Here is an 18,644-nt window from a genome sequence, read left to right on the forward strand (position 1 = left end):
GGCCGCCGCCGCGCCCGCGCGCACCGCGGCGTCGACCGCGTTCGCGTCGAGGTCGAACACCGTCAGCGCGTGGCCGGCCTTGAGCAGGTTGGCGGCCATGGGGCCGCCCATGTTGCCGAGCCCGATGAATGCGATTTCCATGTGCGAGTCCCTCAATCAGCGCAGCGCGATCGTCGTGTTCACGCCGCCGGCCGTCGCATCGTCGTCGAACCAACGCGCGGTGACCGTCTTCGTCTGCGTGTAGAACTGCACGACCTGCTTGCCGTACGGGCCGAGATCGCCGAGCTTCGAGCCGCGCGAGCCCGTGAAGCTGAAGTAGGGCACCGGCACCGGAATCGGGATGTTGATGCCGACCTGGCCGACGTCGATCTCGCTCTGGAACTTGCGCGCGGCCGCGCCGCTCTGCGTGAACAGCCCGACGCCGTTGCCCATCGGGTTGCGGTTGACGAGCGCGATCGCTTCGTCGAGCGTGTCCGCTTCGAGCACGACCACCACCGGCCCGAAGATTTCTTCCGTATAGATCGACATGTCGGTCGTCACGCCCGAGAAGATCGTCGGGCCGACGAAGTTGCCGCGCTCGTAGCCGGGCACCGTCACGTTGCGGCCGTCGAGTTCGAGCCTCGCGCCGGCCTTCACGCCTTCGTCGATCAGCGCGGTGACGCGCGCATGCGCGGCCTTCGACACGACCGGCCCGACATCGGTGCCCGGCTCGTGACCGGCGTTGATCTTCAGCGCCTTCGCCTTCTCGACGAGCTCGGGCAGCCAGTCGCGCGCCTGGCCGACGAGCACGACGACCGACGTCGCCATGCAGCGCTGGCCGGCCGCGCCGAAGCCCGCGCCGACGAGCGCGTTGATCGTCTGCTCGCGGTGCGCGTCGGGCAGCACCACCGCGTGGTTCTTCGCGCCCATCATCGACTGCACGCGCTTGCCGTGCTGGCTGCCGAGGTTGTACACGTGCGTGCCGACGCGCGTCGAGCCGACGAACGAGATCGCCTTGATGTCCGGGTGCGTGCACAGGCGGTCGACCACCGTCTTGCCGCCGTGCACGACGTTCAGTACACCTTTGGGCACGCCGGCCTCGATCGCGAGTTCGACGAGCTGCATCGTCGACAGCGGGTCCTGCTCCGACGGTTTCAGCACGAACGTGTTGCCGCACACGATCGCCATCGGGAACATCCACAGCGGAATCATCCCGGGAAAGTTGAACGGCGTGATGCCCGCGCACACGCCGATCGGCTGGCGCAGCGTGTAGGTATCGACGCCGCCCGCGACGTTCTCCGCGAATTCGCCTTGCTGCAGCGTGCCGATCGAGCACGCGTGCTCGACCACTTCGAGGCCGCGGAAGATGTCGCCCTGCGCGTCGGGCAGCGTCTTGCCTTGCTCGGCCGTCAGCGTGTGCGCGATCCGTTCGAGATTGCGGCGCACGAGATCCTGGAACTTCAGCATGATGCGCAGCCGGGCGCCGATCGGCGTCGTCTTCCACGTCTGGAATGCGCGCTGCGCGGACGCGATCGCGGCGTCGATCTCGTCGAGCGTCGCATACGGCACGCGGCCGATCGTTTCCTGCGTCGCGGGGTTGACGATGTCGCCCCATTCGGTGCTTTGCGATTCGACGAACGCGCCGTCGATCAGCAGCTTGGCGGTGGGCAGGGCGAGGGTGGTCTGGGGAACTGCGGCGTTCATGGAACTCTCCGGGAAGGAAGCGGTGTTGCGATGAAAAGGTGGGCCTGCGTCCGCCGCACGGGCACGTGCACGCACGACGGACAGCAGGACAAAACTGAAGTCGATTGGATCTCGATCGGCGTGCTCAGGGGCGCGGCGGCCGCATCAGTGCGGTACACACGAGCGCGAACCCGCCGAAGCCGACCAGGTACGCGATCACGTAATGCGGCTGGCCGCCGCCGGCCTTCAGCAGCGACGTCGCGATCATCGGCGCGAAGCCGCCGCCGATCACGCCGGCGAGCTGCACCGACAGCGAGAGGCCGCTGTAGCGGATTTCCGCCGGGAACTGCTGCGCGAACAGCAGCGATTCCGGCGCATAGAGGACCGGGAACACGACGCCGAGGCCGAGCACGATCGCCCACCATGCGTATGAGGTCTGCTGCGTGCCGAGCATCATGAAGAACGGTGCGGCGAACGCGCACATCAGCACGAGGCCGATCGCGAACATCCGGCGCTGGCCGATGCGGTCGCTCAGGTGGCCGCACAGCGGCATCGTGACGAGCGACAGCACCGCGCCGGCCGTGATCGCGTGCAGCATCTCGGCCTTCGGCAGATGAAGCTGCTGGGTCGCGTACGCGAGCGCGAACGTGACGACCATGTAGAACCACGTGTTCTCGGCGGCGCGCGCGCCGACGATCGTCAGCACCTCGCGCGGATGGCGGCGCAGCGCGGCCGTCACCGGCGACTTCTCGGCCTTGCCCTGGCGCTGCATCCTCTCGAAGTCGGGCGACTCGGGCACCTTCGCGCGGATGAACCAGCCGAGGCCGACGAGCGCGATGCTCGCGAGGAACGGCACGCGCCAGCCCCACGACAGCATGTCGGCTTCCGGCAGCGCGGCCACTGCGGCCATCGCGAGCGACGACAGGATCAGGCCGAGCCCGACACCCGTCTGCGGCAGGCTGCCGAACAGCCCCTTGCGGCCCTTCGGCGCGTGTTCGACGGCCATCAGCACCGCGCCGCCCCATTCGCCGCCGACGGCCATCCCCTGCAGGAAGCGCATCGCGATCAGCAGCGCGGCCGCCCAGTAGCCGATGCTGTCGTACGACGGGATCAGCCCGATGATCATGCTCGGCACGCCCATCAGCAGCAGCGTGATCATCAGCATCGACTTGCGGCCGATCCGGTCGCCGAAGTGGCCGAACACGATGCCGCCCATCGGCCGGCCGATGAAGCCGACCGCGAACGTGCCGAACGCGGCGAGCGTGCCGACGACGGGGTCCAGCGACGGGAAGAAGATGCGGTTGAACACGAGCGCGGCGGCCGTGCCGTAGAGGAAGAAGTCGTACCACTCGATCGTCGTGCCGGCCATGCTGGCCCAGCCGGCCAGCAGGTAGTGCTTCGCGGTGCGGGCGGGAGCCGGCGTCGCGACTGTCGCATGCTCATCGAGGGTGGATCGGGTCTGCATGGTGTCTCCGTGGTGGGTGCCGCGGCTCGTGGTCCGCAGGTCACGGTCGAGTATAGTTATGCGCAGATTCATGATGTACCGACAAAGAAACCGGTTGGATGTGCATTTCTGCATATCGACGGCCGGCCCGGAGACTCCAGCCCTTTTTTCCACGCCGATGCGACATGCCACCGAGCCGGTTTCCGGCAACCTGAACTGGGACGACCTGCGCTTCTTCCTCGAAGTCGCGCGCACGCAGCGCGCGAGCGGCGCCGCGAAGCGGCTCGGGGTCGACTACACGACCGTCGCGCGGCGCGTTCGCGCGCTCGAGGCCGCGATGGGCACGCTGCTGTTCGACAAGTCGCGCTCCGGCGGCTTCACGCTGACGGCCGAAGGGCAGCGGCTCGTCGCGTATGCGGACGCGATGGAGACGACCGTGCAGTCCGCATGCGACCAGGTCGCGAACACCGGCGAGGCGCTGTCGGGCCACGTGCGGATCGGGTCGACCGAAGGGTTCGGCTGCTTTTTCCTGGCGCCGCAGCTCGCGCAGTTTCGCGCCGCGCATCCGCATGTGACGGTCGACCTGCTGCCGGTTCCGCATTTCGTCAACCTGCCGAAGCGCGAGGCCGACCTGGCGATCACGCTCGAGCGGCCCGAGCGCGGGCCTTACGTGTTCACGAAGCTGTGCGACTACCAGTTGCGGCTCTACGCGACGCGCGACTATCTCGCGAACCATGCACCGATCGCGTGCACCGACGATCTCGCGCGGCACGCGTTCATCAGCTATGTCGACGATCTCGCGTTCAGCAGCGAGCTGCTGTACCTGGACCGCGCCGTGCCGGGCGCGACGGCCGGGCTGCGCACGACGAGCGTGATCGCGCAATATTTCGCGGCGCTGCAGGGCGGCGGGCTCGCGATCCTGCCGTGCTTCATGGCGGCCACGCAGCCGGCGCTGGTGCCGGTGCTGCCGGACGACGTGGTCGTCACGCGGTGCTTCTGGCTGACCTGCCGCGAGGATCTGCGCAAGCTGCGCCGCGTGACCGCGCTGTGGGATTACCTGCGCGCGGCGGCGGAGGCGAACCGGGAATTGCTGATGGGGGCGTCGGGGACGTTGAAATTCGTCGGCGAGCCGGATTAGCCGGTGACGGAAGCGACGGCGATTCGCGCGGCGCTCGCGGCGAAGGGGCGAACCGCGCAGCCGGCATTCAACCCGGGCAACCGAGCCGATCCGCGAGTTCGTTCAGGTCCTTGACGTCGAAGTCCCATGCTTCGTCGGCTTCCAGGTCGGTCGTCTGGCCGGGCCCGTGTTCGGTCGGGCGCAGCACGAACGCGGTCGACAGCCCCTGCCGGCGCGCGGCGGCGAGATCGCCGTTGTGCGCCGCGACCAGGCACAGCTCGGCCGGCGCGACGCCGAGAATCTCGACCGTGTCGCTGTACACCTGCGGCGACGGCTTGTACGCGCGGACGACTTCCGCGCCGAGGATCGCGTCCCACGGCAGCCCCGCGCGTTTCGCGACGTCGACCATCAGCCGGATGTTGCCGTTCGACAGCGGCGCGATGATGAAGCGCCGCTTCAGCCGGTGCAGCGCGGCGACGGCGTCGGGCCACGGGTCGAGGCTGTGCCATGCGAGGTTGAGCGCGTCGATGTCGGCGTCGGGCACGTCGACGATCCCGTAGCGGTCGAGCGTGCGCACGAGGTTCTCGCGATGCAGCACGTCGAGCCGCACGTAGCGGCGGCGCCCGCTGCGGACTTCTTCCATCGACGGCGAATATTCGGCGCGCCACGCATCGGCGAACTCGAACGGATCGAGCGCCGGCGCGTGGCGTTCCAGAAAGGCGGCGGCGCCGCGTGCGACGCCGCTTCTCCAGTCGACGATCGTTCCGAAGACATCGAAAACGAGCGCCTTGATTTCGGCAGGGTTCGTCATGGTGATCCAGTGAAGGTCGTTCGATGAGGACACACATCGCCGTGCCGCCGGAATGCGCGACGCCGGTTCGATCGACATTGAATCACGGATACGAAAACGCGGCTTGGCGGGGCCGCGATGGCTTCCGGGGGCTGCTGGAACGGGGGCAAGGGCGCGGCCGCCGGCCGGAAAACACCGGCGGCCGCGCGCGCCGGGCCGGTCAGCTCCTGTCGTACGAGAACTGGATGCCGGCCGTGCCGCCGGTTTCGATGAACAGGTTCACGAACGCCGGCGCGGTGGCGCTGCGCGCCCAGTCGCGCTGCAGCTCGCAGAACAGTTGCGCGACGCTGATCATCCGGCCGCCGGCCTGCTCGATGCGGCGCAGCGCGGCTTCGTGCGCAGCGACCGACGTGCCGCCGACCGCGTCGACGACCACGTACACCTCGTAGCCGGCCTTCAGCGCGTCGAGCGCCGGGAACGTCAGGCACGCTTCGGTCCACAGCGCGGTCATGATCAGCTTCTTGCGGCCGGTCGCCTCGACGGCCTTGCGGAATTCGACGTCTTCCCACGAGTTGATGCTCGTGCGGTCGTAGGTCGGATAACCCTCGAGCGCCGCGCGCAGTGGCGGGATCGGCGGCTTGTTCAGGCCGGTCTTCACGTTGACGGTCGAGTGGACGATCGGCAGGTCGTACGCGACGGCCGCCTTCGACGCGCCGACGATGTTGTTGATCAGCAGCTGGCGATCCATCGACGCGATGGAGTTCACCTGGACCGGCTGGTAGTCGATGACGATGAACGCCGCATTCTGCGGGGTGAGCAGGTGGTCATTCGCGGGGTCGCGAATCGGTTCGCTTGCCATGGTTGCCTCCAGAGACAGTGCAGGAAGTGAGGGGGAGCTCCGAGCTTGGTGAATCGTCGGTGGCCGAGGCAGCCGACCGGAAAAAATCCCGGCCGCCGCGACAACGTCGATCCAAGTCGAAACAGGATGCTATTCATGCAACAACCGGCGTTCCAGTCCCTTAAAATGCCGTCAGTGTTCTATGAGTGGAACAATCATGGATGACCTGAACGACCTCTACTATTTCGTGAAGGTGGTCGAGCATGGCGGGTTCACGCAGGCCGGGCGCGCGCTGGATGTTCCGAAATCGACGCTGAGCCGGCGTATCGCGGCGCTGGAGGCGAAGTACGACGTGCGGCTGCTGCAACGCACGACGCGTCATTTCACGGTGACGGAAACCGGGCGCGAATTCTACGAGCGCTGCCTCGCCGTGCTGGTCGAGGCCGACGCCGCGCGCGAGGTGATCGAGCGGCGGCACGCGGAGCCGCGCGGCATCGTCCGCGTGAGCTGCCCGACCGCGCTGCTCGAATATCGCGTGAGCGAACTGGTCGCGCGCTTCATGGTGCTCCATCCGCAGGTGCACGTGCATCTCGAGGCGACCAACCGCCGCGTCGACCTGCTGAGCGAAGGGTTCGACCTTGCGCTGCGCGTGCGCTTTCCGCCGCTGGAGGACAGCGATCTCGTGATGCGCATCCTCGGCGACAGCCCGCAGCGGCTGGTGGCCGCGCCGCAATGGTTGAACGGGCGCGACGCGCCGTCGGACCCGGCCGAGCTGGCCGGCGCAGCGAGCCTCGACTGGGGGCCGGCGCGGCATCACGTGTGGCAACTGGTCGGGCCGAACGGCGAGCACGCGCAGTTGCGCCATCATCCGCGCTTCATCACCGACGACATGCATGCGCTGCGCGACGCGGCGATTCACGGCGTCGGCATCGTGCAGTTGCCGTGCATGGTCGTCGAGGACGACCTGCGCAACGGCACGCTGGTCGACGTGCTGCCCGGCTGGGCGCCGAAGGGCGGCGTGATGCACGCGGTATTTCCGTCGCGGCGCGGGCTGCTGCCGCGCGTACGCCTGCTGATCGACTTCCTGGCCGAACACATCCGGAAGGATTGACGGGCGGCGCATCAACCGCGCGTAAGCCCTGATGCGCGCGGACGCGCGGGGTGTCACGGATTGGTGTTAAATACATTTCGGCGCGCGCTGGCTCGACGCGCAAACGGGGCTCACCGGGCATCGGCGTAAACCCGGAGCGAAAACGGCACGAAGGATCGAAAACGAATCGGGCGCATCAGACCCGATCGGACAGACGGCAGGATTCAACTTGAATACCGAACCGCAAAGTTCTCGTTACAGCCTCGGGCTCGCCGCGGAAGTGCTCGCGTCGGAGCAGAGCGTGCTGAGGCTGATCACGCGCAACACACCGCTGCCGGAACTGTTGATCGAAGTCTGCCGGCGCGCCGAGACTTTGCTCGGCGACGGCGCGTCGTGCACGATCCTGCTGCTCGATGCGGACGGCGTGCACGTGCGTGTCGGCGCGGCGCCGTCGTTGCCCGCGCAGTACAGCGCCGCGATCGACGGCGCGTCGATCGGGCCCGCCGCGGGCTCATGCGGCACGGCGATGTACGAACGCCGGATGATCGCCGTCGAGGACATCGAAACCGATCCGCTGTGGGCCGACTACCGCTCCGTCGCGTTGCCGCTGGGCCTGCGCGCGTGCTGGTCGGTGCCGTTCCTCGACGAGGCAGGTGCGGTGCTCGGCGCGTTCGCCGTCTATCACCGCACGCCGCGCCGGCCGAGCGACGAGGAAGCCGCACTGTTGCGCGATATCGGCAACAGCGTCGGCCTCGCGGTTCACCAGGACCGGATGGTGCGGCAGCTCGCGCGCAGCGAGGAACATCACCGGCTCGTCGTCAACAGCCTGAATGAAGGAATCCTCGTCGTGTCGCGCGACGGCGTCGTGATTGCGAGCAACCCGAGCGCGAACCGGATGATGCGCGTGAGGGGCGACCTCGTCGGCCGCCGGTTGTCGACGGTGATCCTGCGCAAGCTGCGCGAGGACGGCACGCCGATCGCGCCGGACGACTGGCCGAGCCGGCTCGCGCTCGTGACGGCCACGCCGCTGCTCGGCTACACGGTCGGCTTCGGCCTCGCGGACGGCGACGTCATCTGGGTGCGCGGCAACGCGGTGCCGATCGTGAAGCCGGGCGAGACGCAGGCCGACTCGGTGCTGGTGTCGTTCAACGACATCGGCCCGGTGCGCGAAGCGCAGCAGCAGTTGCGCTACATGGCGACGCGCGATGCGCTGACGGGCCTCTACAACCGCCGCTGGCTCGGCGACCGCATGCGCGAACTGTTCGGCGAGCGCGATGCGGCGGCCGGGCCCGCGCGCGTCGCGATCCTGTTCATCGATCTCGTCGGCTTCAAGAAGGTCAACGACACGGCCGGTCACGACGCGGGCGACGCGCTGCTGCGCAGCGTCGCGGCGCGGCTCGAGGCCTGCGCGGGCGGCCGGCACGCGCTCACGCGCGTCGGCGGCGACGAGTTCGTGATCCTCGTCGAGGACTGCGACGATCCCGACCGTCTCGCGGTGCTCGCGCGCGAGGTGATCGACGCGATCGCGAAGCCGTTCGCGATCGCGAACAACGAGTACTGGCTCGGCGTGTCGATCGGGATCAGCGTCGCGCCGCGCGACGGCGGCGACGCGGTCACGCTGATGCGCAATGCCGATTCGGCGATGTACGACGCGAAGCAGCACGGCCGCAACCACTTCACGTTCTTCACCGCGCAGCTCAACCTGCGGCTGCAGCGCCGCTTCGCGATCGAGCAGTCGCTGCGGCGCGCGCTCGCGTCGGACATGCTGCGCCTCGCGTATCAGCCCGTCGTCGATGCGCGCAGCGGCCGCACGGTCGGCGCCGAGGCGCTGCTGCGCTGGACGAGCCCCGAACTCGGGCCGATGTCGCCGGCGGAATTCATCCCGGTCGCCGAAGATACGGGGCTGATCGTCGCGATCGGCCAGTGGGTGCTCGAAACCGCGTGCCGGCAGATGGCCGAATGGCGCCGTACGATCGCGCCGGACCTGATGCTGGCCGTGAACCTGTCGCCGCGGCAGTTCCACGAAGGGCTCGTCGAATCGGTCGGCCGCTGTCTCGCGCAAACGCGGCTCGATCCGTCCGCGCTCGAGCTCGAGATCACGGAAGGACTGCTGATGAACGACACGGACACCGTGCTGCCGATGCTCGAAGCGCTCACGGACATGAACGTGCGGATCTCGGTCGATGATTTCGGCACAGGTTATTCGTCGCTCGCGTACCTGAAGCGCTTTCCGCTGCACAACCTGAAGGTCGACCGTTCGTTCGTGTCGGGCGTGCCCGATCATCACGATTCGGTCGCGATCACGCAGGCGGTGGTCGCGATGGCGCATTCGCTCGGGATGAAGGTCACGGCCGAAGGCGTCGAGACGCAGGCGCAATCGAGGTTCCTGCAGCAGATCGGCTGCGACATGCAGCAGGGCTACCTGTTCAGCCGCCCGCTCGAAGCGAACGACTACGCGCGCCGGCTCGGCGCCGCGTGAGCGCGGAGTGCGGAGTGCGGGCTCAGTCGTTGCGCGGCGCGCCGAAACCGCCGGCGCCTGGCGGCGGTGCCGACGCATCGATCTCGACGCGGTTCTTGCCTTCGTGCTTCGCACGGTACAGCGCGCGGTCGGCGGCCTCGATCAGCACGGTCGTCGGCAGGCCGGGCGCCGGCACGATGCTCGCGCCGCCGATGCTGATCGTCACGGTGTTGCCCGTCGACGAATGCGCGTGCCGCAGCCGCAGCGCCTCGACCGCGAGACGGATCTTCTCGCCGAGCAGCCGCGCGGCGCCCGGCGACGTGGCCGGCATCACGACCGCGAATTCCTCGCCGCCGAAGCGCGCGGCGAGATCGCCCGACTGCCCGAGACAGCGCTCGATGGTCGACGCGATCTGCTTGAGCACGCTGTCGCCCGACACGTGCCCGTACGTGTCGTTGTACAGCTTGAAATTGTCGACGTCGATCATCAGCAGCGACAGCTCGCTGCGCTCGCGCGTGCCGCGCCGCCATTCGGCGGCCAGGTATTCGTCGAGATAGCGGCGATTGGACAGCCCGGTCAGCCCGTCCGAGTGCGTGAGGCGCCGCAGTTCGAGATTGGCCTCGAGCAGCTGCTGCTGCGATTGCCGCAGCGCGCGATAGGCCTCGTCGCGCTGCAGCAGGTTCATGTACGAGCGCGAGTGGTAGCGGATGCGCGCGACGAGCTCGATGCGATCGGGCAGCTTCACGAGGTAGTCGTTCGCGCCGGCCGCGAACGCGGCGCTCTTGATCACGGGCTCTTCCTGCGTCGACAGCACGATGATCGGCACGTCGCGCGTCGCCGGATTCGCGCGGTACGTCTTCACGAGGATCAGCCCGTCGGTGCCGGGCATCACGAGGTCCTGCAGGATCACGGTCGGCCGCGTCTCGATCGCGGTGGCCATCGCGTCGTCCGAGCGCGGGCAGTAGTGGAAGTCGATGCCTTCCTCGTCGACGAGCGCGCGTCGCACGGCTTCCGCGACGATCGTTTGATCGTCGACCAGCAGCACCATTGCCGGCACGTCGACGGGCGGCGTATGCGGGCCGCCCGGCGGGCGAGTCAGGTCGCTAGTCATGATCGAGGCGGGTTGTTGCAAGGGCAGGCATGGGTGTTGCGCGTGTTCATCGTCGGGATCAGATTCGCGCGAGCGCCGCCAGCTCGCCCGCGATGCGGCCGAGCGGCAGGATCGCGCGCGCCGCGCCGAGCGTCGCGGCCGCCTTCGGCATGCCGTACACGGCACTCGTCGCCTCGTCCTGCGCGATCGTATGGCAGCCCTTCATCCGCAGCGCCTTCAGGCCGATCGCGCCGTCGCGCCCCATCCCGGTGAGCAGCACGCCGATCGCGCGGCCGGGCCAGTGCTCGGTCAGGCTGTTGAAGAACACGTCGACCGACGGCCGATACGGCGTGGCGGCCGGCTCTCGCGTGTATTCGAGCGTGCCGGCGCGCGTGATCCGCAGGTGATCGTCGGTCGCGGCGAGCAGCGCGACGCCAGGCTGCGGGCGGTCGCCTTCGCGTGCGACGCGCACGGCGAGCGGCGTCTGGCCGTCGAGCCATTGCGCCATGCCTTCGGCGAATGCGCGGTCGACGTGCTGCACGATCACGATCGGCGCGCTGAAATCGGCCGGCAGGGCGCCGAGGATCGACGCGAGCGCGCCGGGGCCGCCTGCCGATGCGCCGATCGCGACCAGCGGGCCGCCGCCGGCGCGGGTGGCCGCGCCGGCAATGCGCGTGCCGCCGGGCGCATCGAGCAGGCGGCCGATCTGGTCGATCTTCGCAAGCAGCAACCTGGTCGTATCGCCGGCCGCGCCATCGCCGAGCCGCGGCGTGTCGACCGCGTCGAGCGCACCGGCGCCCATCGCTTCGTACACGCGCCACGCGTTCGCGCCGATGCAGCTCGTCACGATCAGGATTGCGCACGGTCGTTCGGATCGCATGATCCGCCGCGTCGCTTCGATCCCGTCGAATTTCGGCATGATCAGGTCCATCAGCACGACGTCGGGCGGCTGCGCGGCGCACAGTTCGACGGCCTGCGCGCCGTCGGTCGCGACCCACAGCACGCGGTGCTCGGGCCGACGCGCGATCGCGCGGCGCATCGCCTCGACGGCAAGCGGGAGGTCGTTGACGATGCCGATGTTCACAAGCGGAATTCTCCGGTCGGTTCGTAATGTTGGATATGGGCCGGGTTCATGGAAGGGGCTGCCTGTTCGGCGCCGCCGGGCGGCATCGGTGGCCGGCGGCGCGGTATTCTTTTTCGGTTGGCGACGCCCCGAATGCTGTCATGCGGCGCGGGCGGCGGCAATCGAAAAATTTGCGCATGGTGCTGTTCCAGTACGTTTCCTCTATGACGATGACGGTGCGGCGTTTCCGGCGGTAACGGAACCGGGGCGGCGCAGTCGTGCATGCCGGGGCCATGCGATCTCGGCACGGCAGGCCGCCGAAGGACGCATGTTACCGTGCCGGCTTCGACATGAAGAACGAGGAGAACCGGATGGCTGCGCCCGACACCACGCTCGTCAGCCGCGACCCATACGCGCCGGTCGTGATCGAACGCGATGGCCGGTTGCTGTACCGGATCGACATCGAGAGCGGGCACGCGTCGTTCTACCGCGAGTTTCCGGTCGAGCCCGACGCGGTGCGCGTGCTGCGCGACGACGCCGAGCGCTACTACTTCCTGTTCGCGGCGCTTCATCATCCGTACCAGTTGCGCGCGACGAACCTGTCCGACGCCGAGCGCGAACGCTACTTCAGCACGATCCTGTTTGCCGGCCGCGACGAGGTCGAAGCGTTCCTGGCGCAGCTCGATCGCGACAGCAACGGCGCCGTATCGAACCTGCTGAGGATCTTCACGCGGGCCGACCACGGGCAACTGCGCGCGGGCCGGTGGTTCGGCGCGGGCGCCGGCACGCCGGCCGCATAGCCGGTCGCAACCGCGCACCCGGCCGCGCACCGGATGCGCGGCCGCGCCGTCAATGGCTGCGCGCGTACCCCTGGATCAGCGCGCGCATCATCCCTTCGACCGTCGCGTCGAGCAGGTCGGATTCCTGCTCGGCCTCCTCGACGAGCGCGGCATAGGCGGTCGCGAGCGTCACGCGGTCGACTTCATTGCGCTGTTCCATCAGCGTGACCATCCCGTCCTTCGCCAGATGAGCGGAGAACGCGCGGCTGCCGATGGTCTGGAATACGTCAATCATGGCGGCTCTCCCGTACGTTGCAGATGCTTTCCAGTTTAGTCGGCGCACCGGGGCTCCGCCACGCGCGGCGGAGCGTGCCGGCTGCCGCCGGCCGCGCGAATGCGGGGAAGCGCATGCCGCAACGCGTGCGGCCGCGCCGCCCGACCGACGATCGATTCATCTGATGAAACGCCGCCGACATATGGCCTGTGCACGGTGTCCGCATGCTTCAACGTTTACCCGAACCGGCAAATCGTCGACTTTTTATCGATAAAGTCTCGTGTTAGATTTCGCGGTCAGAGCCCGGTCCAAACCGGGCAGGCGGCCGCTGCAAAGGCGCCGCGCGTCCAACACAAGGAGGAGCAATGCTGGTGCTGATTGGGGTGCCGATCGTCGTGATCGGTTTCGCGCTGCGCTTCAATGCGCTGCTGGTGGTCACGATCGCGGGGCTCGCGACGGGGCTGGCGGGCGGGCTGAATCTCGTCGACATCGTCAGCGCGTTCGGCAAGGCGTTCACCGAAAACCGCTACATGGGCCTCATCTGGCTGACGCTGCCGGTGATCGCGCTGCTCGAGCGCAACGGGCTCAAGGAGCAGGCGAAGCGGATGATCTCGCGCGTGCAGGCGGCGACCACGGGCCGCGTGCTGATGCTGTACTTCGTGCTGCGCCAGGCGACGGCCGCGCTCGGCCTCACGTCGCTCGGCGGCCATGCGCAGATGGTGCGGCCGCTGATCGCGCCGATGGCCGAGGCCGCCGCCGTCGACCGGCACGGCGAACTGCCCGAGTCGGTGCGCCAGCAGATCCGCGCGCACGCGTCGGGCGTCGACAACATCGCCGTGTTCTTCGGCGAGGACATCTTCATCGCGATCCAGTCGATCCTGCTGATCAAGGGCTTTCTCGAACAGAACGGGATCGTCGTCGAGCCGTTGCACCTGTCGGTATGGGCGATCCCGACCGCGATCGCCGCGCTGCTGATCCACTGCACGCGCCTCGCGCTGCTCGACCGCCGGCTCGCGCGCGGCTGCGGCTTGCTGGCGCAGGAGGGCGCGCGATGATCGGCCTCGAATCGCTGTACACGCTCGCCGGGCTGATGTTCGCCGCGTTCGCGTGCTTCAACCTGACGGACCGCACGAACCCGCGGCGCGTCGTCAATTTCGCGTTCTGGGCGATCTACGCGGTCACGTTCCTGTTCGGCGCGCTGCTGCCGCATTTCGTGACGGGCTGCCTCGCGATCGGGCTCGCGGTGATCGCCGGCTCGGGCAAGCTCGGGCGCGGCAAGTCGGACGAAGCCGGCGAAGCGGCGGCCGTGCGGCGCGAGTCGCTCGCGCAGCGTTTCGGCAACCGGCTGTTCCTGCCTGCGCTGCTGATTCCGGTGGTCACGCTGATCGGCACGTTCGCGCTGAAGCGCGTGCCGTTCGTCGACCCGAAGAGCGTGACGCTGATCTCGCTCGTGCTCGGCACGATCGTCGCGTTCGTCGTCGCGCTCGCGATGCTGCGCGATTCGCCCGTCCATGCGCTGAAGGAAGCGCGCCACACGATGGACGCGGTCGGCTGGGCCGCGATCCTGCCGCAGATGCTCGCGGCGCTCGGCGCGCTGTTCGCGCTCGCCGGTGTCGGCGGCGTGGTGTCGGGGCTCGTGAAGGACTGGGTGCCGATCGATTCGCCGTTCGCGGTCGTCGCGGCCTACACGGTCGGCATGGCGCTGTTCACGATGATCATGGGCAACGGCTTCGCCGCGTTCCCGGTGATGACGGCCGGCATCGGCCTGCCGCTGATCGTCCACCAGTTCCACGGCAACCCGGCGATCGTCGGCGCGATCGGGATGCTGAGCGGCTTCTGCGGTACGCTGATGACCCCGATGGCCGCGAACTTCAACGTCGTGCCGGCGGCGCTGCTCGAACTGAAGGACAAGAACGGCGTGATCAAGGCGCAATGGCCGACGGCCGTGCTGCTGCTGGCCGTGAACACGCTGCTGATGTATGCATTCGTATTCCGCTTCTGACTCGATGGACGAGATCCTCATGACCGATCGACTCACGCCCGAACTCGCGTCGAAATTCGCGTCGCTCGCGCTCGCGCACCTGACCCGCGAATATCCGAACAAGCTCACGCATTCGCTCGAAGGTCCGCACGACGTGCAGGGGCCGCGCGCGCTGCATCCGATCTTCTACGGCAGCTACGACTGGCACTCGTGCGTGCACGGCTACTGGCTCGTGCTGCGCGTGCTCGAACGCTATCCGGCGCTGCCGGAGGCCGAGCGCATCGTCGCGATCGTCGACGCGCACTTCACCGACGCGAATGTCGCCGGCGAGCGCGCGTATCTCGCGCTGCCGCACAACAGCGGCTTCGAGCGGCCGTACGGCTGGGCGTGGCTGCTCGCGCTGTCCGCGCAACTCGAGCGGCTCGCGCTGAAGGGCGTGCTGCCGCAGGCCGCGCGCTGGGCGAAGACGATGGCGCCGCTCACCGACCTGTTCGTGTCGCGCTTCGAGACCTTCCTGCCGAAAGCGACCTATCCGCTGCGCGTCGGCACGCACTTCAACACCGCGTTCGCGCTGGCGCTCACGCTCGACTTCGCGCGCGACACGCAGCGCGACGGGCTCGCGGCGCTGATCGTCGACACCGCGAAGCGCTGGCACCTGGACGACGTCGCATGCCAGGCGTGGGAGCCGTCGGGCGACGAATTCCTGTCGCCCGCGCTGATGGAAGCCGAGCTGATGCGGCGCGTGCTGCCGGCAGCCGAATTCGACGGCTGGTTCGCGCGCTTTTTGCCGGATCTCGCGCACGGCGAGCCGGCGACGCTGTTCGAGCCGGCGACGGTCAGCGACCGCAGCGACGGCAAGATCGCGCACCTCGACGGGCTGAACCTGAGCCGCGCGTGGTGCCAGCGTGCGCTTGCCGGCGCGCTGCGGGAAGGCGATGCGCGACGCGCGAAGCTGCTCGACGCGGCCGGCCGGCATCTCGCGAGCGCGCTCGCGCACGTGGCCGGCGATTACATGGGCGAGCACTGGCTCGCGACGTTCGCGTTGCTTGCGCTGGAAGCGTAGCGCGCGAGAGCGGAACCCCGCCGGCGGCAAGGTCATCGGCGCGCGGCTATACTCGCCGCTCGGTCCGCTTCGCGCCGCATTCATCTCGCGAAGCGGCCATCCGCCAGTTCGCCTCTTCGCCATGCACAAGCTCATTTCCTACATCGCCGCGATTCACGGGCTCGCAGGGCCCGTGTCGATCGTGTCGCATGCGACGTCGCACGACCGCTGGACCGACGACGATGTCGAGGTCGTGCGCGACGAAACCGAATACCGTTTCGACAACGGCGCGATCGTGCGCCGCTCGGTCGAGCAGGACCGCGCGCCGTCCGACCTGCTGTGCGCCGAATGCTGGATCGACTACGACGTGCTCCGCCATCCCGATGCACAGCCGATCAGCCCGTCGCGGCTGACGTTCGACAACGCATGTCGCGAGACCTTCTGGCTGCGCTACCACCTCGCGTGAACGTGCGAACGTGTGCGGCCGCATCATCCTGGCGGCGCGCGGGCAGGTTCGCGCGTATGTCTGCGCCGTCGGCATCGGCGTGCGTCCCGGAATGGTGTGCGCCAACAGAAATGAATTTGAATGATTTTGTGCTGAATCAATCGGTCAGGTCTTGTCACAACGAGGTTGCCTTTGCGTGGCATGCAACACCGCTTTCCATTGCCCAGCCGGCGCGCGGCGGCGACGACTCGATACACTTCCGTACCGGTTGGACGGGCCCCGGCAGCCAGGCCCGAGCAAGGAGGAGGCAGGACACGATGGAGATCCAACGCGCAGCGGTCGTCACGTACCGCGGCAATGCGATCGAGAACACGCACGTCGCCCATGTGGCGGTGGTGGATGCAAGCGGCAGGTTGCTGGCCCGGTTCGGCGATCCGTTCCGGATGACGCTGGCGCGCTCGGCGGCCAAGCCGGCCCAGGCGCTGTCGGTGATCGAGACGGGCGCGCCCGAGCGCTTCGGCTTCGACGATGCGGACATCGCGCTGATGTGCGCGTCGCACAGCAGCGAGGACCGGCACATCGAACGCACGCGGGCGATGCTCGCCAAGGTCGCCGCGCACGAATCGGATTTGCGGTGCGGTGGCCATCCGCCGTTGTCCGACGCGGTGTACCGGTCGTGGATCAAGCGCGACTACACGCCGACCGGCGTGTGCAGCAACTGTTCCGGCAAGCACGTCGGGATGCTGGCCGGCGCGCAGGCGATCGGCGCCGCGATGGCCGATTACCATCTGCCCGATCATCCGATGCAGGTGCGCGTGAAGCATGTCGTGGCCGATGCGTGCGGCTTGCGCGACGACGAAGTCGACTGGGCGATCGACGGGTGCAACCTGCCGACGCCGGCGTTTTCGCTGGATCGGCTGGCGCGACTTTACGCATCGCTGGCCGACGGAGCGGACACGGTGGAAGCGGGCGGCGGTGAGATCGGCGATCGCGTTCGCGCGCTGGCGCGCATTCATCGTGCGATGACGGCGCATCCGGAACTGGTCGCCGGTGACGGGCGCTATTGCACGGTGCTGATGAACGCGTTCGACGGGCAGGTGGTCGGCAAGCTCGGCGCCGATGCGTGCTACGGGCTCGGCGTGCGTGCATCGGAGAACACGCGGCGGCTCGGCGCCGACGGCGCGCTCGGGATCTCGGTGAAGATCGAGGACGGCAATCTCGACGTGCTCTACATGGTCGTCAGCGAGATTCTCGAGCGGCTGCAGATCGGTACGTCCGCGCAGCGCGCGCAACTGGCCGGCTTCCACCGGCCGCGGATGCTCAATACGCAGGGCGTCGAGATCGGGCACGCCACGTTTCCGTTCGAATTGCAGCTTGCCTGAGCGTCGTCCCTGCACCGATCACCGATGCCGCCGGCCCGCGAACCGGGCCGTGCGCATCGGCGCCCGCCCGCTGGCTGATCGACGCGAACGCGAACGCCAACGCGGGCGCTACGCGCGCGCGCCGCGAATCTTCGCCAGCTCGACGTCAGACAGTTCGCCGATCTGCGCGAGATGTTCCGCGAGAAAATCCTTCAGCACGCGCAGCTTCGCCGAGCTGCGCCGGTTCGCCAGATACGCGATGTAGATGAATTCGCCCGTCAGCCGGTTCTGCAGCCGGTAGCGCGGCAGCACGGCTTCGAGTTGCCCGCTCGCGAGCAGGTCGCGCACCAGCCAGATCTCGAACTCCGCGATGCCGAGCCCCGCGCAGGTCGCTTCGAGCAGCAGCTCCGAATGGTCGGTGACGAGATTGCCGGCCGGCAGCACGCTGTGCCGCGCGTCGCCGTGCACGAAATCCCAGCGCGGATCGCCTTCCGGGTGCACGTAGCGCAGGCAGTTGTGGTGCTTCAGGTCGTCCGGCGCCGACGGGCGCCCGTAGCGATCGAGATAGCCGGGCGCTGCGCACAGGATGCTGTCGTTGCGCGACAGCCGGTGGACGACCAGGTTGTCCAGGTAGTTCTCGCCCTCGTGAATGTCGAGATCGAAGCCGCCGGCCACCAGGTCGTTGTGGTTGTCGGTGAGCCGCACGTCGAGCTGGATCGTCGGGTAGCGCGCGAGAAACGGCGCGATCAGCGGCGCGAGGTGACGGCGCCCGAACGCGACCGGCGCGGTGAGCTTCAGCGGGCCGCTCGGCTGCGCATTCAGCTCGGCGACCACACGCAGCGTGTCGTCGAGATCGGCGATCAGCGTGATGGCGCGCTCCAGGTAGATGTGGCCGGCCTCGGTCAGCGTCACGCTGTGCGTCGAACGGTGCAGCAGCGCGACGCCGAGCGTTTCCTCGATCGCCGTCACCTTGCGCGCGACGGTCGACGTCGACACGTGCATCTCCTTCGCGACCGCCGAAAAACTCCCCGTTTCGACCACTCTCACGAACGCGCGCATCGCGCCGAGGTGATCGATGCCTGTCTCTCTCACGCCTTTTTTCATCCGATTCTCGCTGTTGCGTCCCACGCAAAACCGCTTTCGATAATACAGAGGCGAGCTTGTTTTTGCAAAGGCATAGAATGCGAACCCGTCGCGTCGGGAAGCGGCG

The 18,644-nt window shown here is 68.3% G+C and carries 18 protein-coding genes; 9 read left to right on the top strand and 9 right to left on the bottom strand.

Translation table 11 applies throughout. From position 1 onward, the window contains the following. From ACPUER_RS07835 to ACPUER_RS07845, 3 genes are all read right to left on the bottom strand, one after another. On the bottom strand, positions 1–141 hold a 141-nt coding region (locus ACPUER_RS07835), incomplete at its 3' end, for an NAD(P)-binding domain-containing protein (protein WP_425130828.1). Positions 142–156: 15 nt separating this feature from the next. Beyond that, the gene (locus tag ACPUER_RS07840) at positions 157–1,683 is read right to left on the bottom strand and encodes a CoA-acylating methylmalonate-semialdehyde dehydrogenase (protein ID WP_425130783.1); all 1,527 of its coding nucleotides are present in this window, start codon (positions 1,681–1,683) and stop codon (positions 157–159) included. Between the two features lie 124 nt (positions 1,684–1,807). Further along, positions 1,808–3,127, bottom strand: a complete 1,320-nt coding sequence (locus ACPUER_RS07845) for an MFS transporter (RefSeq protein WP_425130784.1) — start codon at positions 3,125–3,127, stop codon at positions 1,808–1,810. A 157-nt stretch (positions 3,128–3,284) separates the two neighbouring features. Here ACPUER_RS07845 and ACPUER_RS07850 point away from each other — a divergent pair, with 157 nt between their 5' ends. Continuing rightward, entirely contained in the window at positions 3,285–4,244 is a 960-nt protein-coding gene (locus ACPUER_RS07850; RefSeq protein ID WP_425130785.1) for a LysR family transcriptional regulator, read from the top strand. Positions 4,245–4,311: 67 nt separating this feature from the next. On the opposite strand, the gene ACPUER_RS07855 is transcribed toward ACPUER_RS07850, so the two are convergent. After that, the gene (locus tag ACPUER_RS07855; RefSeq protein WP_425130786.1) at positions 4,312–5,034 is read right to left on the bottom strand and encodes a haloacid dehalogenase type II; all 723 of its coding nucleotides are present in this window, start codon (positions 5,032–5,034) and stop codon (positions 4,312–4,314) included. A gap of 199 nt (positions 5,035–5,233) precedes the next feature. Then, positions 5,234–5,872 (bottom strand): hydrolase, encoded by a 639-nt coding sequence (locus tag ACPUER_RS07860; protein WP_175958814.1) that lies wholly within the window; start codon positions 5,870–5,872, stop codon positions 5,234–5,236. A gap of 196 nt (positions 5,873–6,068) precedes the next feature. Between ACPUER_RS07860 and ACPUER_RS07865 the strand changes: the two genes are divergently transcribed. Then, positions 6,069–6,962 (top strand): LysR substrate-binding domain-containing protein, encoded by an 894-nt coding sequence (locus ACPUER_RS07865; protein WP_175958815.1) that lies wholly within the window; start codon positions 6,069–6,071, stop codon positions 6,960–6,962. A 208-nt stretch (positions 6,963–7,170) separates the two neighbouring features. Next, complete coding sequence (locus tag ACPUER_RS07870) at positions 7,171–9,420, top strand: putative bifunctional diguanylate cyclase/phosphodiesterase (protein WP_425130787.1); 2,250 nt, start codon at positions 7,171–7,173, stop codon at positions 9,418–9,420. Between the two features lie 22 nt (positions 9,421–9,442). Here ACPUER_RS07870 and ACPUER_RS07875 read toward each other — a convergent pair whose 3' ends face one another. Both ACPUER_RS07875 and ACPUER_RS07880 read right to left on the bottom strand, forming a co-directional pair. After that, positions 9,443–10,510, bottom strand: a complete 1,068-nt coding sequence (locus ACPUER_RS07875; protein ID WP_425130788.1) for a diguanylate cyclase — start codon at positions 10,508–10,510, stop codon at positions 9,443–9,445. Between the two features lie 58 nt (positions 10,511–10,568). Then, positions 10,569–11,573, bottom strand: coding sequence for a chemotaxis response regulator protein-glutamate methylesterase (locus ACPUER_RS07880; RefSeq protein ID WP_425130789.1), 1,005 nt, complete (start codon positions 11,571–11,573; stop codon positions 10,569–10,571). Positions 11,574–11,902: 329 nt separating this feature from the next. Here ACPUER_RS07880 and ACPUER_RS07885 point away from each other — a divergent pair, with 329 nt between their 5' ends. Beyond that, positions 11,903–12,352 (top strand): hypothetical protein, encoded by a 450-nt coding sequence (locus ACPUER_RS07885; RefSeq protein WP_244137175.1) that lies wholly within the window; start codon positions 11,903–11,905, stop codon positions 12,350–12,352. Positions 12,353–12,401: 49 nt separating this feature from the next. Here ACPUER_RS07885 and ACPUER_RS07890 read toward each other — a convergent pair whose 3' ends face one another. Beyond that, positions 12,402–12,626 carry a hypothetical protein gene (locus ACPUER_RS07890; RefSeq protein WP_072436500.1) on the bottom strand — a complete coding sequence of 75 codons (225 nt, stop codon included), beginning with the start codon at positions 12,624–12,626 and terminating at the stop codon, positions 12,402–12,404. A gap of 344 nt (positions 12,627–12,970) precedes the next feature. Here ACPUER_RS07890 and ACPUER_RS07895 point away from each other — a divergent pair, with 344 nt between their 5' ends. From ACPUER_RS07895 to ACPUER_RS07915, 5 genes are all read left to right on the top strand, one after another. Beyond that, positions 12,971–13,660 (top strand): DUF969 domain-containing protein, encoded by a 690-nt coding sequence (locus tag ACPUER_RS07895; protein WP_034179849.1) that lies wholly within the window; start codon positions 12,971–12,973, stop codon positions 13,658–13,660. Further along, positions 13,657–14,607, top strand: coding sequence for a DUF979 domain-containing protein (locus ACPUER_RS07900; protein WP_072436502.1), 951 nt, complete (start codon positions 13,657–13,659; stop codon positions 14,605–14,607). Before ACPUER_RS07895 ends, ACPUER_RS07900 begins: the two co-directional genes overlap by 4 nt. A gap of 19 nt (positions 14,608–14,626) precedes the next feature. Continuing rightward, positions 14,627–15,649, top strand: a complete 1,023-nt coding sequence (locus ACPUER_RS07905; RefSeq protein ID WP_175958819.1) for a DUF2891 domain-containing protein — start codon at positions 14,627–14,629, stop codon at positions 15,647–15,649. A gap of 121 nt (positions 15,650–15,770) precedes the next feature. Beyond that, a complete protein-coding gene (locus ACPUER_RS07910; protein ID WP_204422694.1) occupies positions 15,771–16,094 on the top strand; it encodes a hypothetical protein in 324 nt (107 codons plus the stop codon). Between the two features lie 296 nt (positions 16,095–16,390). Further along, positions 16,391–17,455: an asparaginase gene (locus tag ACPUER_RS07915; protein WP_425130829.1), complete on the top strand. Its 1,065-nt coding sequence runs from the start codon at positions 16,391–16,393 to the stop codon at positions 17,453–17,455. A 108-nt stretch (positions 17,456–17,563) separates the two neighbouring features. Here ACPUER_RS07915 and ACPUER_RS07920 read toward each other — a convergent pair whose 3' ends face one another. Beyond that, positions 17,564–18,538, bottom strand: a complete 975-nt coding sequence (locus tag ACPUER_RS07920; RefSeq protein ID WP_175958822.1) for a LysR family transcriptional regulator — start codon at positions 18,536–18,538, stop codon at positions 17,564–17,566. Positions 18,539–18,644: the final 106 nt, after the last annotated feature.

The organism is Burkholderia sp. DN3021 (assembly GCF_049805555.1).
Classification (GTDB): Bacteria; Pseudomonadota; Gammaproteobacteria; order Burkholderiales; family Burkholderiaceae; genus Burkholderia; species Burkholderia pyrrocinia_C.

Coding starts and splice junctions, on each gene's coding strand:
- ACPUER_RS07905 (WP_175958819.1), top strand. CDS start 14,627: ATGACCGATCGACTCACGCCCGAACTCGCGTCGAAATTCGCGTCGCTC.
- ACPUER_RS07885 (WP_244137175.1), top strand. CDS start 11,903: ATGAAGAACGAGGAGAACCGGATGGCTGCGCCCGACACCACGCTCGTC.
- ACPUER_RS07865 (WP_175958815.1), top strand. CDS start 6,069: ATGGATGACCTGAACGACCTCTACTATTTCGTGAAGGTGGTCGAGCAT.
- ACPUER_RS07910 (WP_204422694.1), top strand. CDS start 15,771: ATGCACAAGCTCATTTCCTACATCGCCGCGATTCACGGGCTCGCAGGG.
- ACPUER_RS07895 (WP_034179849.1), top strand. CDS start 12,971: ATGCTGGTGCTGATTGGGGTGCCGATCGTCGTGATCGGTTTCGCGCTG.
- ACPUER_RS07860 (WP_175958814.1), bottom strand. CDS start 5,872: ATGGCAAGCGAACCGATTCGCGACCCCGCGAATGACCACCTGCTCACC.
- ACPUER_RS07840 (WP_425130783.1), bottom strand. CDS start 1,683: ATGAACGCCGCAGTTCCCCAGACCACCCTCGCCCTGCCCACCGCCAAG.
- ACPUER_RS07890 (WP_072436500.1), bottom strand. CDS start 12,626: ATGATTGACGTATTCCAGACCATCGGCAGCCGCGCGTTCTCCGCTCAT.
- ACPUER_RS07850 (WP_425130785.1), top strand. CDS start 3,285: ATGCGACATGCCACCGAGCCGGTTTCCGGCAACCTGAACTGGGACGAC.
- ACPUER_RS07855 (WP_425130786.1), bottom strand. CDS start 5,034: ATGACGAACCCTGCCGAAATCAAGGCGCTCGTTTTCGATGTCTTCGGA.
- ACPUER_RS07845 (WP_425130784.1), bottom strand. CDS start 3,127: ATGCAGACCCGATCCACCCTCGATGAGCATGCGACAGTCGCGACGCCG.
- ACPUER_RS07875 (WP_425130788.1), bottom strand. CDS start 10,510: ATGACTAGCGACCTGACTCGCCCGCCGGGCGGCCCGCATACGCCGCCC.
- ACPUER_RS07915 (WP_425130829.1), top strand. CDS start 16,391: ATGGAGATCCAACGCGCAGCGGTCGTCACGTACCGCGGCAATGCGATC.
- ACPUER_RS07900 (WP_072436502.1), top strand. CDS start 13,657: ATGATCGGCCTCGAATCGCTGTACACGCTCGCCGGGCTGATGTTCGCC.
- ACPUER_RS07920 (WP_175958822.1), bottom strand. CDS start 18,538: ATGAAAAAAGGCGTGAGAGAGACAGGCATCGATCACCTCGGCGCGATG.